Source organism: Rhizobium tibeticum, from assembly GCF_900110205.1.
Classification (GTDB): domain Bacteria; phylum Pseudomonadota; class Alphaproteobacteria; order Rhizobiales; family Rhizobiaceae; genus Rhizobium; species Rhizobium tibeticum.
In genome coordinates this window covers 172,886-193,548 of record NZ_FOCV01000009.1, presented here as the reverse complement: position 1 = coordinate 193,548, position 20,663 = coordinate 172,886, and the positions used below count along the sequence as shown (strand labels likewise).

General features: G+C 60.4%; 18 protein-coding genes and 1 pseudogene. 11 read left to right on the top strand and 8 right to left on the bottom strand.

Going from position 1 to position 20,663, the window contains the following annotated elements:
* Positions 1-15 precede the first annotated feature (15 nt).
* The 7 genes and pseudogenes from BSG20_RS37355 to BSG20_RS12560 all read left to right on the top strand — a co-directional run bounded on the left by BSG20_RS37355 (position 16) and on the right by BSG20_RS12560 (position 6,701).
* Positions 16-174 (top strand): hypothetical protein, encoded by a 159-nt coding sequence (locus tag BSG20_RS37355; protein ID WP_244541322.1) that lies wholly within the window; start codon positions 16-18, stop codon positions 172-174.
* A gap of 6 nt (positions 175-180) precedes the next feature.
* Positions 181-1,239: a branched-chain amino acid ABC transporter permease gene (locus BSG20_RS12585; RefSeq protein WP_083539908.1), complete on the top strand. Its 1,059-nt coding sequence runs from the start codon at positions 181-183 to the stop codon at positions 1,237-1,239.
* Positions 1,240-1,243: 4 nt separating this feature from the next.
* Entirely contained in the window at positions 1,244-2,257 is a 1,014-nt protein-coding gene (locus tag BSG20_RS12580; RefSeq protein WP_072375637.1) for a zinc-dependent alcohol dehydrogenase, read from the top strand.
* Positions 2,248-2,637: pseudogene (locus BSG20_RS38815) on the top strand (response regulator); the annotation flags it as partial. The gene BSG20_RS12580 and the pseudogene BSG20_RS38815, both read left to right, overlap by 10 nt.
* 414 nt (positions 2,638-3,051) lie before the next feature.
* Positions 3,052-4,017 (top strand): sugar-binding protein, encoded by a 966-nt coding sequence (locus BSG20_RS12570; protein ID WP_072375635.1) that lies wholly within the window; start codon positions 3,052-3,054, stop codon positions 4,015-4,017.
* Between the two features lie 73 nt (positions 4,018-4,090).
* The gene (locus BSG20_RS12565; RefSeq protein ID WP_072375633.1) at positions 4,091-5,632 is read left to right on the top strand and encodes a sugar ABC transporter ATP-binding protein; all 1,542 of its coding nucleotides are present in this window, start codon (positions 4,091-4,093) and stop codon (positions 5,630-5,632) included.
* Between the two features lie 43 nt (positions 5,633-5,675).
* Entirely contained in the window at positions 5,676-6,701 is a 1,026-nt protein-coding gene (locus BSG20_RS12560) for an ABC transporter permease (protein ID WP_072375631.1), read from the top strand.
* Between the two features lie 237 nt (positions 6,702-6,938).
* On the opposite strand, the gene BSG20_RS12555 is transcribed toward BSG20_RS12560, so the two are convergent.
* The 6 genes from BSG20_RS12555 to BSG20_RS12525 form a co-directional block, all read right to left on the bottom strand.
* Positions 6,939-8,888 (bottom strand): adenylate/guanylate cyclase domain-containing protein, encoded by a 1,950-nt coding sequence (locus BSG20_RS12555; protein WP_083539907.1) that lies wholly within the window; start codon positions 8,886-8,888, stop codon positions 6,939-6,941.
* A gap of 489 nt (positions 8,889-9,377) precedes the next feature.
* On the bottom strand, positions 9,378-10,535 hold the full coding sequence (locus BSG20_RS12545) for an AI-2E family transporter (protein WP_072375625.1): 1,158 nt from the start codon (positions 10,533-10,535) through the stop codon (positions 9,378-9,380).
* Between the two features lie 54 nt (positions 10,536-10,589).
* Complete coding sequence (gene ppk2 / locus BSG20_RS12540) at positions 10,590-11,426, bottom strand: polyphosphate kinase 2 (protein ID WP_072375695.1); 837 nt, start codon at positions 11,424-11,426, stop codon at positions 10,590-10,592.
* A gap of 33 nt (positions 11,427-11,459) precedes the next feature.
* Complete coding sequence (locus BSG20_RS12535) at positions 11,460-13,148, bottom strand: SulP family inorganic anion transporter (RefSeq protein WP_072375623.1); 1,689 nt, start codon at positions 13,146-13,148, stop codon at positions 11,460-11,462.
* A 78-nt stretch (positions 13,149-13,226) separates the two neighbouring features.
* Positions 13,227-14,384, bottom strand: coding sequence for an HlyD family secretion protein (locus tag BSG20_RS12530; protein WP_072375621.1), 1,158 nt, complete (start codon positions 14,382-14,384; stop codon positions 13,227-13,229).
* The gene (locus BSG20_RS12525) at positions 14,384-14,725 is read right to left on the bottom strand and encodes a DUF3302 domain-containing protein (protein ID WP_072375693.1); all 342 of its coding nucleotides are present in this window, start codon (positions 14,723-14,725) and stop codon (positions 14,384-14,386) included. The genes BSG20_RS12530 and BSG20_RS12525 overlap by 1 nt, the downstream gene beginning before the upstream one ends.
* 172 nt (positions 14,726-14,897) lie before the next feature.
* Here BSG20_RS12525 and BSG20_RS36425 point away from each other — a divergent pair, with 172 nt between their 5' ends.
* The 4 genes from BSG20_RS36425 to BSG20_RS12510 all read left to right on the top strand — a co-directional run bounded on the left by BSG20_RS36425 (position 14,898) and on the right by BSG20_RS12510 (position 17,921).
* Positions 14,898-15,062 carry a hypothetical protein gene (locus BSG20_RS36425; protein WP_167371561.1) on the top strand — a complete coding sequence of 55 codons (165 nt, stop codon included), beginning with the start codon at positions 14,898-14,900 and terminating at the stop codon, positions 15,060-15,062.
* Between the two features lie 85 nt (positions 15,063-15,147).
* A complete protein-coding gene (locus tag BSG20_RS12520) occupies positions 15,148-15,462 on the top strand; it encodes a hypothetical protein (protein WP_072375691.1) in 315 nt (104 codons plus the stop codon).
* A gap of 38 nt (positions 15,463-15,500) precedes the next feature.
* Positions 15,501-16,952: a DUF3300 domain-containing protein gene (locus BSG20_RS12515; RefSeq protein ID WP_072375689.1), complete on the top strand. Its 1,452-nt coding sequence runs from the start codon at positions 15,501-15,503 to the stop codon at positions 16,950-16,952.
* Between the two features lie 33 nt (positions 16,953-16,985).
* A complete protein-coding gene (locus BSG20_RS12510; protein WP_072375619.1) occupies positions 16,986-17,921 on the top strand; it encodes a DUF2950 family protein in 936 nt (311 codons plus the stop codon).
* A 181-nt stretch (positions 17,922-18,102) separates the two neighbouring features.
* On the opposite strand, the gene BSG20_RS12505 is transcribed toward BSG20_RS12510, so the two are convergent.
* Together BSG20_RS12505 and BSG20_RS12500 are read right to left on the bottom strand one after the other, a co-directional pair.
* A complete protein-coding gene (locus BSG20_RS12505; RefSeq protein WP_177309837.1) occupies positions 18,103-18,567 on the bottom strand; it encodes a hypothetical protein in 465 nt (154 codons plus the stop codon).
* A 102-nt stretch (positions 18,568-18,669) separates the two neighbouring features.
* Entirely contained in the window at positions 18,670-20,475 is a 1,806-nt protein-coding gene (locus BSG20_RS12500; protein WP_072375615.1) for a hypothetical protein, read from the bottom strand.
* Positions 20,476-20,663 lie beyond the last annotated feature (188 nt).

The window sequence follows — 20,663 nt, the reverse complement described above, 5'->3', positions numbered from 1 at the left end:
GTCATCATCGGCGGCATGGGTTCGATCTGGGGCGCCTTCCTGGGATCGATGGTGCTCGGTATTTCCCAGGCAGTGGGTTTCCGCCTCGATCCCGGCTGGGGAATTCTGGCCGGCCATCTGGTTTTCCTGCTCGTGCTCGCGACCCGGCCGCAAGGCCTGATTTCGAAGAGGTAACCCGTCATGAACCACACGATCCTCGAGAGCGCGACGGACGAGCCGACGGCAAGGGTCTTTGCTTCGGCGCGCGTTAAGCGGCATACGACGTCTAGCCGGGTTGCCCAGACGATCGCCCTCCTCATCCTCGTCGCCATGCTGGCCATGCCGTGGTGGGCCGGCTCGGGCAGCATCCGCTGGGCGATCGAACTTTCCTGCCTGATCGCGATTGCCCAGATGTGGAACCTACTCGCCGGCTATGCCGGTTTGGTGTCGGTCGGCCAGCAGGCCTTCATCGGCGCCTCGGCCTATTTCATGTTCGTTCTGGCCTCGAATTTTGGCATCAACCCGTTCCTTGCCGTTGGGCTCTGCCTGATCCTTCCGGCTCTGCTCGCGGTGCCGACCTATGGCTTGCTGCACCGGCTGGATGGCCCGTACTTTTCGATCGGGACCTGGGTGGTGGCCGAAGCCTTGCGGTTGCTCACCAGCAATCTCGACTACGTCAATGCCGGGGCGGGTCTCACACTTCGCGTGCTCGCCAAATATAGCCTGCACGAGCGCGAGGTGGCGGTCGTGACACTGTGCGTGATCATGCTGCTGGTGACCGTGGGCGGCAGCTATTGGCTGCTTCGTTCGCGCCACGGGCTGGCACTCACCGCCATGCGCGACAACCCTGTGGCCGCCGAGAGTCAAGGCGTCAACGTCAAGCGCCTGCGCTTCCTGATCTTTGTCGCCGCCGCCGTCGGCACGGGGCTTGCCGGCGCAATCTACTATATGGCGCAGCTCAGGATCACGCCGTCATCCGGCTATGATCCGAACTGGGCCTCGATTTGCATCTTCATCGTCATGGTTGGGGGTATCGGCTCAATCGAGGGGCCGATCATCGGAGCACTGATCTACTTCTTCGCTGACCGTTATTTCAGCCAATATGGCGCGGTCTATATGGTCGTCCTCGGCATGCTCACCCTGTTCATGGCGCTCTACGCCCGGAGCGGCATCTGGGGGCTCTATTGCCGGTTCTTCGACGCGCCATGGTTTCCGGTCGGGCGCAAACTGATCCGGCAATCCAGCGACAAGGGGACATAACATCATGAAGGCCGCACTTTTCGACCGGCTCGGAGCACCGCTCAAGATCATGGATGCGGAAGACCCGAAGCCGAAGACGGATTATCTTCTGCTCAAGGTCTGCCGCTGCGGCATTTGCGGTTCAGACCTCCATATGACCGAGGATCCCGTCTTCGGCGTCGCGGCCGGCGATATTCTCGGCCACGAGTTTTCCGGCGAGGTGATCGAGGTCGGTTCGAAGGCAGGAGCCTTCAGGGTCGGCGACCAGGTGACGGTCGCGCCCAATCGCGGTTGCGGTCGATGCCCGAGCTGCCTCAAAGGCGAACCGGCCTGGTGTCAGGAAATGGAGCTGATCGGCGGCGGTTACGCACAATATTCCGCGGTTGCCGGCCGTCAGTGCCGCAAGCTGCCGTGGGGCATTTCCGCTGCTGACGGCGCGCTGGCCGAGCCGCTCTCGGTGGCCCTGCACGGGCTGATGCGAGCCGGCATGGGGCAGGGTGATCGCGTGTTGATCGTCGGTGCCGGCGCCATCGGGCTTGCCGTTGCCTTCTGGGCACGCAGGCTTGGGGCGGGAAGTGTGGCCGTCACCGACATTCATCGCCACCAGGAAGCGCGTGCGATGGAACTTGGTGCCAGCGCCTTTGTCACCGCCGATCCTGATCAGGCTGCCAATGTTGAACTGGCGCTCGGCGGCCCGCCGGACATTGCCTTCGAATGTGTCGGCAAGCCGGGTCTCGTCGATCATTGCATCGGCCTCGTCCGTCCTCGCGGCAAGGTCGTCGTGCTGGGGCTTTGCACTGTACGCGACCATCTGGACAGCTTCCGGGCGATTTCGAAGGAGGTCACTGTCATCATGTCGGTGTTCTTCAACATGCATGAATTCGCAACGGCCATCGATGCGCTGGATTCGGGGCGCTACGCGCCGCAGAACCTGATTTCCGATACCGTCTCACTCATGGAACTGCCCGACGCTTTCGAAGCCCTGCGCAAGCGCACCACCCAGTGCAAGGTGCTCGTGGATCCGTTCGGATCGCCGTGAGTTCCGTCGACATGCTGGAAGACCTTGGCCACGTTGTAACCGAGGCAAATTCGGGAGCGGCTGCCTTGGCTCTGTTGGAGGCAGGCAACGTCTTTGACCTGATGATCACCGACTATTCGATGCCTGGAATGAACGGGGCGGAACTAGGGCAGGCGGCGCGAAACCTGGTGCCGGATTTGCCTATCCTTGTCGCGTCGGGCTATGCAGAACTTCCCCCCCCGGTGCAGGTATAAACCTGCCTCGGCTCGGCAAGCCCTTACACGCAGTCCCAGCTTGCTGCCGAGATCAGCAAATTGTTCAGCCCGACGTCGCCTGAGGCCGAGGCGCTCCTGCAGCGGAAGTCTTATGCAGACGAGAACGACGACGATTTCCCCGGATAAGGATCGCCTTACGGCATCGGCAAAGGCGATGGCGATCTAAGACTTCGACCAGCATTACCTGGAGAACAATGCCTTTGCCCGCCTCTGGCGCGAAGCGGAAAATCAATTCCTCTTTCCGGCTAAGGCTTGCAACTAAAAGTCTAGGTATGATTAGGTCTCTGTAACTAAATCCAAATGAATCCTCCCGCGGGCGAAGCCTTTGCACTTGTGCCGCCGTGGGCGGATTTACCTAGCAACATGTTTTGATCTGCATTCATAATACTATTTACTAATTAAGATTCTGGTATACCGTCGGGGAGCGATCGGCACCTATGCCATACGTCACTTCGCGACGGGCCCTTGGAGGGGGCGCGCATCCGGCCGGCCGTAAGTCGCGAACGGGCCCTCGCAACTGCGGCCCTAGGGAGGTGTATTATGAAACAGCTGAAACGCAAAAATGCAGCCCTGTTCTTCGCCGGGTTGATGCTGAGTGCGGCACCGATGGCTGCATCCCATGCTGCCGACAAGCCGACGCTCGCATTCGTCGTCAACGGGGCGTCCGACTTCTGGAAAGCCGCCGAGGCGGGGGTGAAGAAGGCGCAGGGCGAAATGCCGGACTACACCATGGAGCTGAAGTATCCTGAGCAGGCGGCCGTCGCCATTCAGCAGCGTCTCATGGAAGATCTCGTCAGCGCCGGCGTCAAGGGGATCATGGTTTCCGCCGTCGATCCCAAGACTCAGACGGACGGCCTCAACAAGATCGGCTCGCAGACGGCTCTCTTCACCACCGACAGCGACGCGCCGAAGACCAACCGCGTCGCCTATATCGGTTCTTCGAACGTCGACGCCGGCAAGCAGGCCGCCGAAATCGCCAAGAAGGCGATGCCTGACGGCGGCAAGTGCATGGGCTTCGTCGGTCTGCTGGGCGCCGATAACGCCCGCGAACGCATCGAAGGCATGAAGGAGGGGCTCAAAGGCACCAAGATCGAGCTTGTCGATGTTCGCGGTGACGACATCGACCAGACCCGTGCCAAGAAGAACGTCGAGGACGCGCTGGTAGCCAGCCCCGACCTGACCTGCATGGTCGGCTTCTACTCCTACAACACGCCGCGCATCTATGAGGCGCTGCGCGACGCAGGCAAACTCGGCCAGATCACCGTCGTCGGCTTTGATGACGACCCGATCACGCTCGGCGGCGTCAAGGAAGGCACGATCGCCGCGACCGTTGTACAGCAGCCGTTCGAATGGGCTTATCAGGGCATGAAACTGATGGCCGCCTACCTCAAGGGGGACAAGTCCGGCGTTCCCGCCAACGGCTTGATCATTATCCCCACGGTGATCATCGGCAAGGATGACGTTGACAAGTACGCCGCCAACCTGAAGGCGATGGCCGGAAAATAACCCGCCTTCGCGGCGGCGGCACTCGCCGCTGCCGCGAAAGGATCACGCCGACAGTAGCAGTCATGGACAGGCGATGAATCATAGCTCCGACATTCCGTCACCGGACGCGCCCTCAACGCCGTTCCTTTCGCTTTCCGGAGTTGGCAAGACCTATCCAGGCGTCGTTGCACTCGAGGGTCTCTCAATGGACATCGTGCCAGGCGAGGTCATCGGCCTTGTCGGCGAAAATGGGGCTGGAAAATCGACGCTGATGAAGATTCTCGGCGGCGTGATCGCACCCGATCGGGGCAAGATCCTGCTCGACGGCGCAGAGCGTCGTTTCCTCACTGTGGAATCGAGCATCTTGTCCGGCATCGCCTTCGTGCATCAGGAACTCAATCTCTTTGAGAATCTCGACGTCGCCGCCAATATCTTCCTAGGGCGCGAACCGCTGAAGGCGGGACCTTTTAAGCTTGTCGATCGCGATCGACTAAGGGACATGGTGAAGCCGCTCTTGAAGCGCGTGGGCGCGCATTTTTCCGCCGACACACCCGTGGCGTCGCTTTCGCTTGCCGAGCAGCAGATGGTGGAAATCGCCAAGGCGCTGTCCATCAACGCGAGGCTCGTAATCTTTGACGAACCCACTTCCAGCCTTCCGCTGGCGGAAACCGAGCGGCTGCTCAGCATCATCAAATTGCTGAAGGCGGATGGCATCAGTGTTATTTTCATCTCGCATCGCCTCCACGAGGTTGAGCGCGTAGCCGACCGGGTCGTAGTACTCCGCGACGGCGCGCTTGTGGGCACGCTCGCCAAGAAGGACATCGGCCACGACCAGATGGTCAAGCTGATGATCGGCCGGGTGCTTGCGGCCCGTACTGCAAAGCCGCAGCGCTTGCCCGGCTCAGTTGCGCTGAAGGCAAGTGGCGTGCGCACCGCGGCCTATCCCGGCCGCCCCGTTGATCTTGAAATCAGGTATGGAGAAATCATGGGGCTTGCGGGCCTCGTCGGGTCGGGCCGCACCGAGCTCGCAAGGGTACTCTTCGGCATCGACCGGAGTTACGGCGGAGCCGTCCTGCAGGACCGACAGGAAATCGTGCTCCGTTCCGCGCGGGACGCCGTTGCTCGCGGCATTTTCCTGGTGCCGGAGGATCGCAAGCGCAACGGCATTCTTCTTGATTTCCCGATCACCCAGAACATAACCCTTGCCGATCTCCCCATGCTCGCCACCCGCTTCATGCTTTCCGCCGAGCGGGAGACGGCGGCGGCCGAAAAGCAGCGCGTTCGCCTCGGCATCAAGACGCCCTCCGTTTCGACGCGAACCGGCACTCTGTCCGGCGGCAACCAGCAGAAGGTGGTGCTTGCCAAATGGTTGTCGATGAGCCCGAAGGTGATGATTTTCGACGAGCCGACACGCGGCATCGATATCGGCGCGAAGAACGAGATCTACGGCTTGATGCGGGCGCTTGCCGATGCCGGTGTCGCGATCTTGATGATCTCCAGCGACATGGAAGAGGTGATCGGCGTTTCTGACCGCATTGCCGTCATGCATGAGGGCCAAATCGCCGGCATTCTCGATGAGGACGAATTCAGTCAGGAAAGCGTCCTTTTGCTTGCTGTCGGCAAAGGCGTAAAATAACCGCAGCGGCAATATAATTGGGGTATCGGGGGATGGATCTCGAATGATCAAAAAAGATCTTGGACTGCTGCTTTTGATCGTCGTCGTCGGCATCGTCGTCGCCATCATCAATCCGCGCTTTCTGCTGCCAATCAACCTGGCGAATACCGCCAACCTGATCGGCCTGTTCGGCATCCTGTCGATCGGCCAGGCCTACGTCATCATTACAGGCGGTATCGAACTTTCCGTGGGCTCGCTCGTAGCGCTTCTTGGCGTGCTGTTTGTCGATTTCGTCGCGGTCCAGGATATGTCATGGATGCTGGCGCTACCACTCATTCTAGCGCTCGGCGCGGCCATAGGTGCCATTCACGGCTGGCTGATCACCCGGCTGAACCTGCAACCCTTCGTCGTCACCCTCTGCGGCCTCCTTATCTATCGCGGGGCGGCGCGCTTCTATACGGCCGACGGGACGGCGGGTTTTGCGTTCGGCCAAAATTTCCCAGACCTAGAATTTCTGACCGCCGGACGGTTCTACGGCGTTCCCAACACCTTCATTGCGCTCGTCATCATTTCCGTGGTCATGTGGGTGGTGCTGCATCGCTCTGTCTTTGGGCGTTATCTTTACGCGATCGGCAAGAACGAGGAGGCGGCCCGCTATTCCGGTATCCGCACCGGCCGGATGGTGATGTCGGCCTATGTCATCTGCGGACTGCTTACGGCGCTTTCGGCGATCTATTTCGCCATGTACACCCGCTCGATCTCGCCGGCGAGCCACGGCCAGTTCTATGAACTCTACGCGATTGCCGCTGCCGTACTCGGCGGCTTTTCGCTCCGCGGCGGCGAGGGATCGATCGTTGGCGTCGTGCTCGGAACGGTCCTGCTCCAGGAGTTGCAGAACCTCGTGAATCTGCTTGGCATCCCCTCCTCGCTGAATTTCGCCGTCATGGGTGGCGTGATCCTCATTGGCGTCCTGATCGACCAACAATGGAACGCGATCCGCGCACAGCGCCGCCTCGTCTCTGCCGCCCGGCAGACCGAAGCCCGTGTTCCGGACGAAGGCACATTGCCGGTGGCTGCCAATCAGGACTAGGCCGGTGGATGAGACCATTCAAATCCGGCCCCCGAAACCAACAAACAGCCCGCGCAAGTGGGGCTTCTTAGGCACAACAGCACTCAGCGACTGATCGGACGCCATCGCGGCGACGTCCTTGCCATCGGGGCAGCTCCAAAAAGGCGCGCATGTCGTCGTGTTCCCGAGGAAGTCGAAGCGGATTCCGGGATTTGCCGTTGCCTCCGACACAGGGCTTCGACGGGCAATAGAGGCATGTCACCCCCGAAGCTCGTAGAGCTCCGTCTGCCCTGTTCGACCTCTGACGCTAACGGTTCCGACGGATCTGAAATTGAAGCTCTCTTCAACCGCGTCGCGGATCGCGCTACTGACCAGGATCGAAGTTCCATAGTCACGGTTCAGGCCCTCTAGCCGCGAGGCGATGTTTACCGTATCTCCGATGGCGGTATACTGGCGGCGGGTCTCGGCGCCGACGCTCCCGACAACGGCCGCGCCGGTGTGAAGGCCGAAGCGGGTGATGAGTACGGGGCGACCGGCGGCATTGTTAGCCGCATTCATCGCGTCGACGGCCGCCTTCACCGACAAGGCACAGCGGCAGGCGTTTTCGACATGTCGCTCGTCGTGAACGGGTGCGTTCCACATCGCAAAAATGGAGTCTCCGATGTATTGGACGATGGTGCCGCCGTGGCGCTCGACGATCGTGTTGAGGGTTTCGAAATAGGTGGAGAGCAGGGCGACGACCTCTTCGGGCGAATGCCGCTCGGAAATGGTCGTGAACTCGCGGATGTCGGTAAAGAGAACGGTGATCTCCTGCCTGGAGGCAGAGCCTATGGCGGACTGGCCGGCGATGACGATCCTGCGCACGAGCTCGCGCGGCACGTAGAGCGAGAACGTCCGGATGGCATCGCGGGCCGAGCCCAGCGCCTTCGCGAGCGCGTTGACTTCGGATATCCAGGAGCGTGAGACGCGGCTCTGCTTGAATTCCAGATTGCCCAATTGCCTTGCCTCGTCGGCCAATGCATAGAGCGACCGGCTGATCAATCGGGAGATGATGATCGCGGCAATCGCGCCTGCTGCCAAGAAGGCAGCGGCGGCGGCAAGGTTACGCCTCAGCGTGCGCTCGACAGGCCCGATGAGCTCGTCGAGTGGTGCGGCGATGATGACCGTATAGTCTTTCAGCAAACCGGCGATTTCCGCATGGAAGCTTTGAGCGAGGTACTCGCGGCCATTCACCCCAAAACGGACGACCTCGCCATCGGGCACGCGACTGTCTTGTGCCAAGGTGGTGACCGCTGGAATGGCGGGATCTGCGTCTACCGCGTCTGCGGCCGACAGCACCATCCCACGGCGGATGCGATCGCGCAGTTTCGTCATGACTGCCGGGTCGGAGTGTACGATCAGACGGCCCGTGTTGTCGAACACATAGCCATGCGCCTGTTTCGAGACCGTGCCGATATCGACAACCTCCCCCAGGCTCACAAGCATCACATCGGCGCCGATCACGACTCGATCCTGCCCGACGGCGGGCGTAGCGAACGTCAGGGTGAGGTAGTTGGTCGCGGCTGAGATGTAGGGGCCGACCGAGGTCGTCCGACCCTCGGAGAGCGCAGCTTTGTACCAAGGCCGAAAGCGTGGATCGAAGACATCGTCGCGGTCGGCACGCCGAGCGAGAGGGCGAGCGTCCTTATCGAAGAAAGTCCATGTCGTCACTGGAATGCCGATGACCTTGGTGATCGTGCGAACGGCGAATGCGGCTCCGGAAGGGGTGTTCATGGTGTCGCGCCAGGCGGGATTTGTGCCAATGCTGATGGCTTGTACGTAAGTCCCATCCGCATAACCGGCATAGATTCCGTCGATGCGGAAAGATGACTTCAGTAGCCGCAGCAGGAGATTGTGCTTCGCCAGCAGGTCCTGGGGAGGCGGCGTAAGCATTTGTGGGACCGCGGAGGTCATCTCGATCGCGGCATAGCCGCCGCTAAAGACATTGCGGTAGTCCTCGATGGTGCGCAAACCGAGCTGCCGCATCTGGGCTTCGCCGGCAGAAAGGGCAGTCACCTTGCCTTGGGTATAGGCCATCCACACGAGTGGCAGCGCCGTGCAGGCCAATAGCCCGACAATGATGACGCTAAGATGCAGTCGCAGGGGAAATCCCCAGTCCGATGGCGTCGTGGTTTCCGTTGCGGGCGATGGCTGGGCGCGATGTTCCATACCTAACCCCCAGGAGCGATTGCAATGCCGACCAGCACAAGGCGGAGGCAAGTCATCGTTATAGCTGCATTGAGCGGTTTCGCGTCGGAAAAGCGCGCCCCTTGAAATTCCGAAATACGATTGCAGGCCTGAGGCAATCGATGATCCGAGAGCGCGGGCGCAAGCAACTGATGCTGAAGGTTCCCGAGATTCGTCACTTCCCCGCTACCTCCGGCAAGCGAGACATTGGGCGATCTTTTCGAATCGTATGATCTGGCGGTCTCTGCGCTTGAACTTCCGTGCGGCCCCGTTGATGAGCCGCGGATTGTCGAGTGCGAGCGGCTCTGCCGTGACATGGAGCAGGAAGTGAGGGTGTATTGTAATGAGGGATTTGGGAGGCAGGCGCGTTCCCGACATGCTGCGGTAGCCTTCATTGCCAGAGGCTGCGACATTGTGAGAGCGCTTCGTGATGGCTGACGCGAAATGCATGATGTCGAACTCCTCTCAAGATCAGCATGGCTCGACGCCTTTCACTTTCTTGTCCTTGTCGTCGAGCGGCAGGGTGGCCGCCATTCGCTCGGCCGACGCGGAGGGCCAAGCCCAGGCTCGCAGCAGCTCGTAAAAGACGCTGAGGACGATGGGTCCCAGAAACAGGCCGAGCAGGCCATGCGAGAGGGTTCCGCCGATGACACCGATGAGGATCACGGGCATCGGGGTCGATAGCCCTCGGGACATCAAGATCGGCTTCAACACATTGTCCGCGAGCGTGATCGGGATCGCCGCGACAGTAAAGGCAAATGCCATCGATGTCGGCCAAGAGAACCATGCCCAGACGACGACCGGGACAAGAACAAGGCCGGGGCCCAGCTGCATCAAGCAGAGGACAAACACAAGGAAAGTGAGGGCTCCGCGTGCCGGAATGCCGAAGAAAGCGAAACACAGACCGCAAAGGAGCGTCTGAAGAAAGGCCACGCCGATGACGCCGCGCGAGACGTTGCGAACCGTTGATCCCGCCAGCCGCGCAAAGCCGACACCCCTCTCTCCGCCGATGCGGTCTGCCAATACCTGGATGGTTGCCGCGAGACGGGGAGACATGGTGAGGAAGATTCCGGAAAGAATGACTGACGCGACGAAGCTCAATACGCCGCCTCCGATCGATGCAAGCTTGGCGATGATGACGCCCATGACCTCGCGAAGCGGTGCCTGGAATTTCATGATCGCTGCAGCGAGGTTGCTTGCGACCTGGTTCCAGCCGGCGTAAAGGCGCTCGCCGACCACAGGCCAACTACGTATCGCTTCCGGCGCTGCGGGCAGCGCGAAGCTGTTGGTCTTCAACTGACCGACGAGTGCCTGGACTGCATCGGCAAAATTGACAGCGACAAGCGTCAATGGTGCGATGATGAGCATAAGGCATGCCATGACGACAACGGTGGCTGAAAGCGCTGGCCGATTTCCCAGCAGCCTGGACAGCGCGTCGAACATTGGAAAGAGCGCCACCGCAAGGATCGAGGACCAGATGACGATCAGCGCGAACGGCGCAATCAGCTGCAGGCTCCAATAGGCAAACAGCCCAATGATGCCGATCCGCACCAGGTCGCTGACCCGTGCCTCTATGGAGATCTGCGCGGGACTGGCTTCCGTCGCCTTCCCGCTCGTTGGTTGCTCCATTGCAGTATGCCTATCCCACGGCTTTCCATAGGTGGTGCCCGAACGGATCAGGCCTTATCTAGTCGTCTCCGGCACGACGTTTCGGACGCTCTGATCCTCGATGTAGTCCGATGGCCGCTTCTGCCGTTTGCCGAGGTCCGGTGCCTCGAACTTCACGCGCTGGTAGGGGATCGACTGCAGGATATGCGAGATGCAGTTTATCCGAGCGCGCTCCTTGTCGTCGGAAGGCACGATCCACCACGGTGCGTGGTTGCTGTCCGTCATGCGCAGCATCTCGTCATAGGCCCGTGTGTAATCCCACCAGCGTTGGTACGACTCGACGTCCATGGGGCTGAGTTTCCACTGCCTGACCGGGTCATCGATGCGGCGCTTGAAGCGGCGCTCCTGCTCTTCCTCGCTGACGGTCAGGAAATACTTCAGCAGAATGACGCCGCTTTCAACGATTGCCGCCTCGAAGCGGGGCGCAAGTTCGAGGAAGCGCTGGGCCTTTTTCTCGCTGGCGAAGCCCATGACGCGGTCAACCCCCGCCCTGTTGTACCAGCTGCGGTCGAAGATCACGACCTCGCCGGCTGCAGGCAGATGCGCAATATAGCGCTGCATGTAGATCTGGGATTTCTCGCGATCGGTAGGAGCGGGCAAGGCGACGACCCGGAACACGCGCGGACTGACTTTCTCCGTTATCCTCTTGATCATGCCGCCCTTGCCGGCGGCGTCACGGCCTTCGAAGATGATGACAATCCGGGCGCCAGATTTCTTAACCCATGCCTGCAGATGAGCCAATTCGATCTGCAGTCGTCTGATTTCTTTGTTGTAGTCCCACGATTTTGTCTTCTTCTGCTTTCCCTTGCGTTCCATTGGCGTCTCTTGCTTGGCGTCATATACTTCGTCCATCGTTCCCTCCATTCGTTTGATCTCGCCCGGCATTCACGACCCTGCCGCGTTGCCCAAGAGCGCTCGCAGCGCCTCTTCCCTGCCGTTGAAAAGGTTGTGAGCGCCGATCGCCTTGATGACGCCAGCGCGCTCGAGAATGCCCCGGCTTTCCTCGCTGAGGTCAGTAATCGCAAAGACGATGTCCCGCTTTGCGAGGATACCCGCCAAGGCGTCGAGTGCTGCCGCGCCAGTGCTGTCGATATGGGTGATGGCGCTGGCATCCAGCACAAGACACTTGGTTCCGGGGGCGAGGTCCTTAGCGACTGCTGTCAGCCGCATGCGGAGATAGTCGGCGTTGTAAAACAGAATATTACCCTGGATCGCGAAAACAGCAGCGCCCTCGACGGGGCGAGCCTCCGGAAAGCGGGCGAGGTCGAAGAAGCCGTGCCGCCCTTCGATGTGGCCGAGAAGGCCGTCGCGCGGAAACATCGTCTTGCGCAACAGGTAGACGAAGGTTGCGGCAACGGCGACGACCACGCCGTTGAGAACGCCGAAGCTGATTGCGCCCCACATGGCGATCAGCGCAAAGACGAACTCCATGTGGCTGATGCGCCAGATCTTCTTGAGTTCGTAAACGTCGATGAGGCTGATGGCCGCTGTTGCAAGGATCGCAGCGAGGGCAGGGATCGGAAGGATCCGCAGGGCGCTATGAAGGAACACAAGAGCGGCAATCAGCGTGGCGGCCGAAACCAGCCCTGCGGCCTGGGAGATGCCACCGGTCGACAGGTTTATGGCGGTTCTGGAATCTGACATGCTGATCGGAAAGGAGCCGAAGAGCCCGGGCGCGATGTTGGCAGCGCCGAGACCGATCAATTCCTGGTTCGCGTCGACCTCTTCACCGGTGCGGGAGCCGAAACTGCGTGCCGTGACGATGCCGGCGCCGAAGCTAACGAGAAACACGGCCGCTGAGCCGAGCACGATCTTGTCCAGTGGCATCTGATGGAACGCCGGCAAGGATAGGCTCGGGAAACCGCTTGGAACATCGCCGACAACGGCAATGCCGTGCCCCCGGAAGTCGAAGAGCGCCGAGAGAATAACGGAGACAACGACCACGAGAACAGGACCCGGGACCTTGAGGTTGAATGCCCTGACGATCCACAGCACCGCAAACATGGAGAGGCCGAAGAGGAACGACGGCCAGTGGATCAAGGCGCTCTTGCCGAGAATTTCAAGGACCGGCGCAAGCAGCCCTTCGGACTCGATCTTCACGCCTGTGAAGCGGCCGATCTGCCCGACGAGGATGGAAAGCGATACGCCGGCAAAGAAGCCCACGAGGATCGGACGCGACAGAAAGCTTGCTAGCACCCCGAGCCGCAGAAGTTTTGCCGCGATGCAGAACACGCCAACGCCAAGGGCGAGCGCCGAGGCGATGGCAACCCTGTCGACATTGGCAGCGGAAGGCTCGGCCGCGATGATGGCGGCCATCGCAGCCGCGAGCACGGTCATTGTGGCGGCATCGGGGCCGACGATCAGGAGCCGGGATGGGCCGAAGATTGCGTAGGCGATCGGAGCAACGATGCTGGCATAGATGCCTGTCTCCGGCGGCAGGCCGGCAATCGCGGGATAGGCGATGGCGCTCGGCAAGCCCACTGCGGCGATCGACAATCCGGCCGGGATATCGCTACGAAGCCAGTCTTTGTTGAAACCGGCCAGGCCCCGTAAGATTGGTAGGCTGCCTATCACCTCGGACCCTCCTGAATCTCGATCTCCGAGCTTGTCCGGCCGGCGCACCCAAGCGACGACCGGAAGGTTGATGCGTTTTCAGTGTTCCAGGAAGACGTAGTTCATCCAGCTGCTCATGCGCAGCAGGACCTTCCGCAAGACAGCGACGTGGTGCCAGTGATGTGTGTAGACAGCGACCTCGGCGACCACGCCACCGGGCAGCTGATAGTCGTCCGTGTTTTCCAGCAGCTCGATGCGCGCCAGCGTCTGCCCCGGCGATACCCGCTCGGGGGATTGCGGATCGATCAACGCGCCGCTCGGCTGCAACTGGCCCTGCGCCATGACATCGATGACTTCCTTTACGCGCGCCTTGAAGATCTTGCCGGGCACCGCCTTGAAGGCTACCTCGGCCTCGTCGCCGGCCCGCACGCGCTGCAGCGAATTCTGAATGAAGGCTGCGGCCAGCTCCCGATCCTCGCCGTTGATGAAGACCATCACCGGCCGCAAGGGAAGCGGGTTCGCCATCATGCCGGGGCGGAGAAAGACCTGCGTCACGGAGCCGTCGCTCGGCGCACGGACCGTTGTCTGGTCGAGGTCGTACTCGGCGTTTCGCAATTCGGCCTGCAGCCGTGCCACTGTGGGATTGGTGCCGTTGATCTCGGACTCATAGGCAAGCTTTGCCTGCATCGCCTGCGCGCGAGCTGTGTCGACGGCGGCCTCTGCCGTCAGGTAGATTCCACGCCGGTTCTCGACTTCCAGTTCCGAGAAGACGGCTGCCCCACCCTTCGACCTTGAGTTCTCGTTCGATTGCTGGAACTTCTCAAACGCCTGCAGCGAGCGATCCCGTGAAGCTTCCGCACCTGACACTGCCGAGTTGGCGGCGTCGAGAGCAGCCTTCAGCTGCAAAACGCTTTGCTCGGCTTCGGCAAGAGCCGCCTTCTTCTGATCGACGGTGTACTGATAGGGACGGGGATCGATCCGGAAGAGAACATCGCCCTTTTTCAGCGGGGTATTGGCGGCAACGGGCACTTCCACGACCTGTCCTCCAACCACGGGGATCACCGGAGCTGACGTGAAATAGATGCGTCCGTCGCTGGAGTAGGGGTGATTGTAGCTCATGAGCAGCAGAAGGCTGGAGATAAGAAAGATTCCGCCGAGGACGGCCGTTGCGAGCGTCCACTGGTTCACCGGAATGCGGAAGATCTTGAAGATCGTCCAGCAAATCGCGGCATAGGTGAGGACGAGTAGAAGATCCATCAGGCGTTCTCCTTCTCCGGCGACTGCGCCTCGAGGTCTGCGATCCGTGCGTGGAGACGGGCAATTTCGGCATTGGCTTCCGCCTCGGCCGACAGCTTTCCGTCTGGCCGGATGCCCCAGCCGCGATCCTCGCGATAAAGGGTGGCCCAGATGAAAAGGAAGGGCCAGATGGCGTGCAGCGTAAACAGGCTGACCCATCCAGCGACATGGATGGCGTCTTGGTGCGGATGGTTTCTGGCCTTGGCGATCAGATGTGGAATGTCATGGATCGCGATCACTGCGTAAAACAGAGTGACGACGACAAAGATCAACACGCCCAGTGCAAAATAGTCGAGAAACACGGTCACTCCCCTTCGGCCGTTCACCGTAGTCGAGAAGGAAATAGTAGACCTGCCCGGCCTCGAACGCCCGTAGCATCACGTAATATCTATCGAGCGTGGTGTCGCTCGACAGGCAGTCCGGATTTTGGAGATTAAGGGTGGCCATCCGCGACAGCGCACGTGTCACGCCGCAATGGCAACTACCGGAGATTTCATCACTATCGGGATTGGGGAATGGTTTGACCGGCTTGCGGGCGCTGAGGCATTCCCGGATGCCGACGAACTTCCGGCACTCGCAAGGCGCAAGCGTATGCCGCGGCAGACGGACCTCTACCCCATTCGCCGCCGTCACGCGTAAGTTCGCGTATGTTACGTCTGCAACGTAAGTGGCTGTAATACAATACATCAATCTGCTTGACGCGAATATGACAGCGGGGGGCGGCATGACGTCGGGAGAAAGCAATTCGACACATTTGTCTGCCCTGGAGATTGCCGAGGCGCAGTTTCCTGCCCAGGCCGGGAGGGTACGGCAGCTTTTCCAGACGAACGAAACATTCCGCAGCATGTGTGAAGACCTGGCTGCCGCCGCTGAGACGTTGGCCAATGTCGAGCGTCTTCCGGACAATGTCAGAGAAACGCGACGGCAGGAATATGCGGGCCTCGTCGATGCGCTCGTCTCTGAAATCGGCGATGCGCTTTCCCAATCGAAAGTCGTCATGCTCAGGCGGCAGGGTGAGGCAAAGCCCAAACCGCAGTGAGCATTCAGCCAGGTCATCTGCAAGGAGGTCGGTGCATGATGAAAGCAAGATCCTTGAGGCTGCTTGCGGGGCTCTCGGCCTTGGCAGTCATTTCCATGCATCCGGGGCTGGCGGCATATTCACAAACCGCGACCCCCACACCGAAGCCTGCGTCGAGCGAGAGCACGGAGCCGACGGAGCCGGAGACGGATTTACTCTCCGAGGATGAACTCGAGGTGCTCGTCGCCCGTATCGCGCTCTATCCGGACGAGCTCGTGGCCGCAATCTCGGCAGCATCGCTGTTTCCCCTGCAGGTCGTGGAGGCTCAGCGCTTCCTGGAGGCCAAGAAGAAAGACGCCAATCTCAAGCCGAAAGACGATTGGGACGGAAGCGTTATATCACTCCTGAACTATCCCGACATCGTCAAGATGATGAGCGACGATCTCGATTGGACCCAGGCGCTTGCTGACGCATTGAACAACCAGCAAAAGGACGTGCTGATCGCCATCCAGCAGCTTCGCGACGAAGCCGTGGCGAAGAACATCATCAAGACGGACGACAAGGTCACTGTTGTCACCGAGAACGAGAACGTCGTCATTCGACCGACCGATCCGGAGAAGGTGTATATCCCGCAATACCCTCCTGAGATGCTCTATGAACCGGGCTATGCGGTCGAGCCGATCTCCTACTATCCCGACTACTACGACAACTACTATTATCCAGGGGCCGGGTTCTTCGCAGCGGCGGTAACCGGTGTCGCGTGGGCGGCCATCGTCAACTGGGACGATTGGGGCGTTTGGGGCGGCAACTGGGACGGCGACCTCGATCTCGACTGCAACAACTGCTTCAACGACCGGAACTTCAACGGCAAGGGGAACGACATCGACTGGACCAAGGTGGACCGGAGCAAGCTGAATATCGGAAAGGATCAGTTCGCCAATATCGATCGTTCGGCGATCAAGTCCAGCCTGCAGTCTGACAACCGCAACCAGCTCAAGAACAAAGTGAGCGACCGGCAGGCAAACCGCGGGCCGGGAGCCAGGGACGTCGGCGCCCGTGCCGACGACATCCGCAAGGGCACGGTCGAAGGCTTGAAGGCAAATCCGAGGGCGAACACCAGAGACGCTGCGGCGAACCGGCCGGGGGCGTCGCGCCCGGATGCCCGCCCGGGCAACGTGGCCAATCGCGCGGATGCGCGTCCAGGGAATGCAGCCAATCGCCCCGGCAACGCGGCGAACCGTCCGTCAAAGCCGGCAGCCAAGAAGAAGCCAAGCGCACCGAAGATGGCGGCGCGATCCGACAATCGTCCGCGCCAGCCAAGCGCCCTCGGTAATGTGCAATCCGGCCGGCGTGAGGCGGTGGCTTCCAAGCGGGGCGGGCAGAGCATGGGAGGCGGGCAACGCGGTGGCCCACGTCCCTCCGTCCAACGCTCGCGCCCAATTCCGCACGGAGGCGGTGGCCGCGGCGGTGGTCGAGGCGGCGGCGGTCGTGGTGGCGGCGGTCGGCGGTAGTGTTCCAGCTTCTCGGATTTCCGGAGATAAACCATGAGACCACAGTTGAGATTAATCCCGCTGCTGCTCGGAACGGCTCTATCCCTGGTGTCGGCAGCTCCGTTGATGTCGCAGATGCAGACGGACCTTTCGGAGTTCGAAGCTGGCACCCCGCCGTCGTTCGACGATCCATCGGAGGCGCTTGATCGGCTCAAGACCGTGTTGAGCGCCAACGACGTTGATGGCTTGGCAAGCCTTCTCGGTCTGAGCGCGGCCAAGCTGCGATCCAGCAATGAGGCGATGATAAGCTACGGCATCATCCGCGAGGGAGCCGCGCGGCAGTTGCAATTGCAGGACGTCGAAGATCGCAAGGTCGTCCTAGTCGGAGACGTCCTGTGGCCCATGCCTTTCCCCCTATCCAAAAACAAGGACGGCAAATGGGCATTCGATACGGAAGTCGGGCTACAGGAAATCGTTAACCGCAGGGTCGGCCAAAACGAGCTTGCAACGATCCGGACGATGCACGACTACGTCAACGCCCAGTACCAATATGCTCAAATCGACGAGGACGAGGATGGCGTCTACGAGTTCGCTCAGCGGCTGATCAGCAGCTCCGGCAAGCGGGATGGCTTGTATTGGGAGCCCGGCTTGTTCGATGAGGAGAGCCCGGCCGGGCATCTGATAGAGACGGCGGCTTCCGGTAAGGCCAAGCGCGGCGAAGGGTATTATGGATATCGCTATCGTATCTTGACCGCCCAGGGTTCCAACGTCATTGGCGGCAAGCAGAACTACATCGTCAATGGCAACATGACAGCCGGATTTGCCTTGATTGCGTGGCCGGTGACGTATCGCGTGACCGGGGTTCAGACGTTCATCGTAAACGGCGCGAACATCGTTTATCAGCGGGATCTGGGCCCCGAGACGGAGCAGCTGGTCTCAACAATCAAGGAATTTAACCCGGACGAGAACTGGACGATCGTGCGCGACTAGCCCAAGCCATTCGCAGAACACGCGGATGCGTCGCGGGAACGCTTGGCCTTTAGAGACTCGAGCCTCCTTGTTCGTCAGCGACTTTTCCTGCCGACAGGCCGCAGGAGCCTTATTCACGCTCACGACGCAAACCTGCCGGGCGGTGCCGGGTGTCTATCCGATCAGGCGCCTTCCGTCCGATCTATTCGACAGGCGGCTCCCAGGTCAGGAAGAAGCCGACGTCGCCGGGGATGCCGCCCGGGAAATTGATAATCGCCGCTTTCAGGCCGTAACCCTGGGGCTTTGCGACCGTTTCAAATAGATCGTAGAGTTCCTTCGCCTTGCCCTGCAGGCTATTTTGCCAGCCAGGGAGGTTGTTGTTGATGCCGCGACCGCTGTCCGAGCAGAGGCTGGACGGAAAGCTATAGATCATCGCTTCGTATTTCCCGTCCGCAGCCGCCTTCATCACAAGGCGTTTGATGACTGCGCGTTCTGTCTCACCGATATGCTTCTGGAAAAAATCCTCGATGAACTCTGCATGTTTCGTCGCCTCGCGGGCCTTTATCTTTTCGTCGCGTTCCATCTCCGCGAGCTGAAGTTCAAGTGCACGCTTGCGCAGATCTTCGGCACTGGTCATCGACTGGGGGGTCGTCTCGCTTGCAGTCATCGCCATGTCCTCCAAAGTTTTCCAAAGGATAAGGTGAGTAGGGGCGTTAAGGCAGTAAAATACGCGTCGGATGGGGTAGCATACGGTATGCTACGTCGCGAACTACTGGCTGCCGATCATGCCATCGCCAGGAGGGATCGCGACGCCGGAGGCCCGCAAGCCGTCAAGGAAGCGCTCCTGGTCTTGCGCACGGTGGAGACGTAGCGCCACTTCCTTGCGGATGTTTTCCATAAGCACCGGGGCATTCATCCGGAGCCAGTCCTGCTCGCTGCGCGCTTCGTCAAGCTTGCCTGACGCGCCGAGGATGGCCAGCAAAACGAGATGGTGCATGGGATTGTATTTCAAATCGGCCATGCGGGCCCAAAGCTCAGCTGCCTGATTGTCTCCCCTCATATAGGCACATAACGCCATACCGACCTCGTAGTATCCTCTAGGGCCGGGATTTCTGCTGATCGCGCCGGAGATCAATTCGCAGCCGGTGTCCCACCTTCCGAACATTGCAAGACGGAAACCATATTCGCCCGCAACCTCCGTATCATTGGGGTTGATTGCGTAGGCGGCAGCTCCCGCTCTCAGCGCAGCGTCCACGTCGTTGCTGAAGAAGCTGGCGAGCATCAGCGCCTGCAATGCACGGGCGTTCCGGGGGTCAAGATCCACCGCCCGTTTGGCTGCGTCCGCCGCGAGCTCCAATGGCCGTGGCGACGACTGGGCTCTGAGCTGGTATTGGAACCTCACCTCATCGAGATAGATCAGCGATAGCAAAGCCCAATAGGTAGAATTCGTTGGAAGCCGTCTGACTGCCTCCGTCAGACAATCTCTTACCGCCGTATGCATCCGCGGATCGAGCTCGGCTCGATATGCGTAGTACGACAGCGCACATGAATAAGCTTCCCAATCGCCGCTGTCCGGCTTGACGACCTTGCTGACATAAGGCTGAAAGGCGATACCGTATGGTTGGGCAATGGTCGTGGCAATACGTTGCGCAACGTCGGTCTCCACCTCAAGCAGGTTGCGCTCGCGCAGGTCCGCATCATAGTCGTCTGCCCAGATGACGGCACCGTCCCCGAGGCGGATCAGCCGCGCGATCAGCCGCATTTTATCCGCTTCGAGCCGAACGCTTCCCTGCAGTGCAAACCATGGTCCTTCCGCCTGGGATCCCGGCTGTGTTCGGGGGGCAATGACGACGATCTCCCTGAACTTCGTGAGTTGTCCGACGACTTCATCCGTCAGCCCTTGTGCGATGTCTGCCGAGGCAGCCTTGCCGGGAACGTTCTGGAACGGCTCGACCATGATCCTGGGCTGAGTGCCGTCGCTTGAAACAGCAGATGAGGACAGGGCCGGTGAAGCGGTAAGGGAAAGGCGCGGCACATGAAGGAAGCCTATGACCCCAACAATTGCTGCGGACACGGCTATGGCATACCACATCCAGCGTCGGTAGCGTGTAGGAGGGGATCGCATTGGTGCCGGCGCCGGTTCTGTCGGATCCCGTTCAGGAAGCGTGCTCGGGGCCGATACCACTTGAGCGGTGGGGTCGCAGGCACCTTCGGCGTAGCCGAAGGATGGCACATACCCGCCTTTTGGTATCGTAACAACGATGCTGTCGGCGTGGCCGGCAACCAAGTAGTAGCGTTCGAGCGCCCTACGGATCCGGCCTGCCTCGATCCGCACAACCGGATCGTTTTGGGCGTCGAAGGACGTGTCTCTCGCGAATACCTCTTGCGCAATCGTGTAGGCCTTCAGGTAGTCGGCACGGCCTGAAAGTGTCTCCTCGACAATGAATTCGAGAAATCGCCGGCCCCGGTCGGGTGCGTGAAACTCGCCACTGGAGAGGATGCGCTCGATTTGATCACGTATTTCATTGACTGTGGGATGGGCAGCCCCATCCCTGCTCGCTCGGGAACTTTGCATTGCAGGCGCCCTCAGACTGTTCCTGTCGCTCAGTTTTGTCGGCGGTCTCAGTATATACTAAATCTGCTAATTCAGGGGGTTGCAATATAATTGTTTGATCTCCCGTAAGGGGGGACGATTTTGGATTTGCGGCGCAAGGCCTCTCATCTTTAAACAGACGAGCTTGACCAGATCGCACAAGTCGAAAT

Coding starts and splice junctions, on each gene's coding strand:
- BSG20_RS12520 (WP_072375691.1), top strand. CDS start 15,148: ATGACGTCGGGAGAAAGCAATTCGACACATTTGTCTGCCCTGGAGATT.
- BSG20_RS37355 (WP_244541322.1), top strand. CDS start 16: ATGGGTTCGATCTGGGGCGCCTTCCTGGGATCGATGGTGCTCGGTATT.
- BSG20_RS12570 (WP_072375635.1), top strand. CDS start 3,052: ATGAAACAGCTGAAACGCAAAAATGCAGCCCTGTTCTTCGCCGGGTTG.
- BSG20_RS12530 (WP_072375621.1), bottom strand. CDS start 14,384: ATGGATCTTCTACTCGTCCTCACCTATGCCGCGATTTGCTGGACGATC.
- BSG20_RS12505 (WP_177309837.1), bottom strand. CDS start 18,567: ATGACTGCAAGCGAGACGACCCCCCAGTCGATGACCAGTGCCGAAGAT.
- BSG20_RS12565 (WP_072375633.1), top strand. CDS start 4,091: ATGAATCATAGCTCCGACATTCCGTCACCGGACGCGCCCTCAACGCCG.
- BSG20_RS12560 (WP_072375631.1), top strand. CDS start 5,676: ATGATCAAAAAAGATCTTGGACTGCTGCTTTTGATCGTCGTCGTCGGC.
- BSG20_RS12515 (WP_072375689.1), top strand. CDS start 15,501: ATGAAAGCAAGATCCTTGAGGCTGCTTGCGGGGCTCTCGGCCTTGGCA.
- BSG20_RS12555 (WP_083539907.1), bottom strand. CDS start 8,888: ATGGAACATCGCGCCCAGCCATCGCCCGCAACGGAAACCACGACGCCA.
- BSG20_RS12545 (WP_072375625.1), bottom strand. CDS start 10,535: ATGGAGCAACCAACGAGCGGGAAGGCGACGGAAGCCAGTCCCGCGCAG.
- BSG20_RS12580 (WP_072375637.1), top strand. CDS start 1,244: ATGAAGGCCGCACTTTTCGACCGGCTCGGAGCACCGCTCAAGATCATG.
- BSG20_RS36425 (WP_167371561.1), top strand. CDS start 14,898: ATGGCAACTACCGGAGATTTCATCACTATCGGGATTGGGGAATGGTTT.
- BSG20_RS12585 (WP_083539908.1), top strand. CDS start 181: ATGAACCACACGATCCTCGAGAGCGCGACGGACGAGCCGACGGCAAGG.
- ppk2 (WP_072375695.1), bottom strand. CDS start 11,426: ATGGACGAAGTATATGACGCCAAGCAAGAGACGCCAATGGAACGCAAG.
- BSG20_RS12510 (WP_072375619.1), top strand. CDS start 16,986: ATGAGACCACAGTTGAGATTAATCCCGCTGCTGCTCGGAACGGCTCTA.
- BSG20_RS12500 (WP_072375615.1), bottom strand. CDS start 20,475: ATGCAAAGTTCCCGAGCGAGCAGGGATGGGGCTGCCCATCCCACAGTC.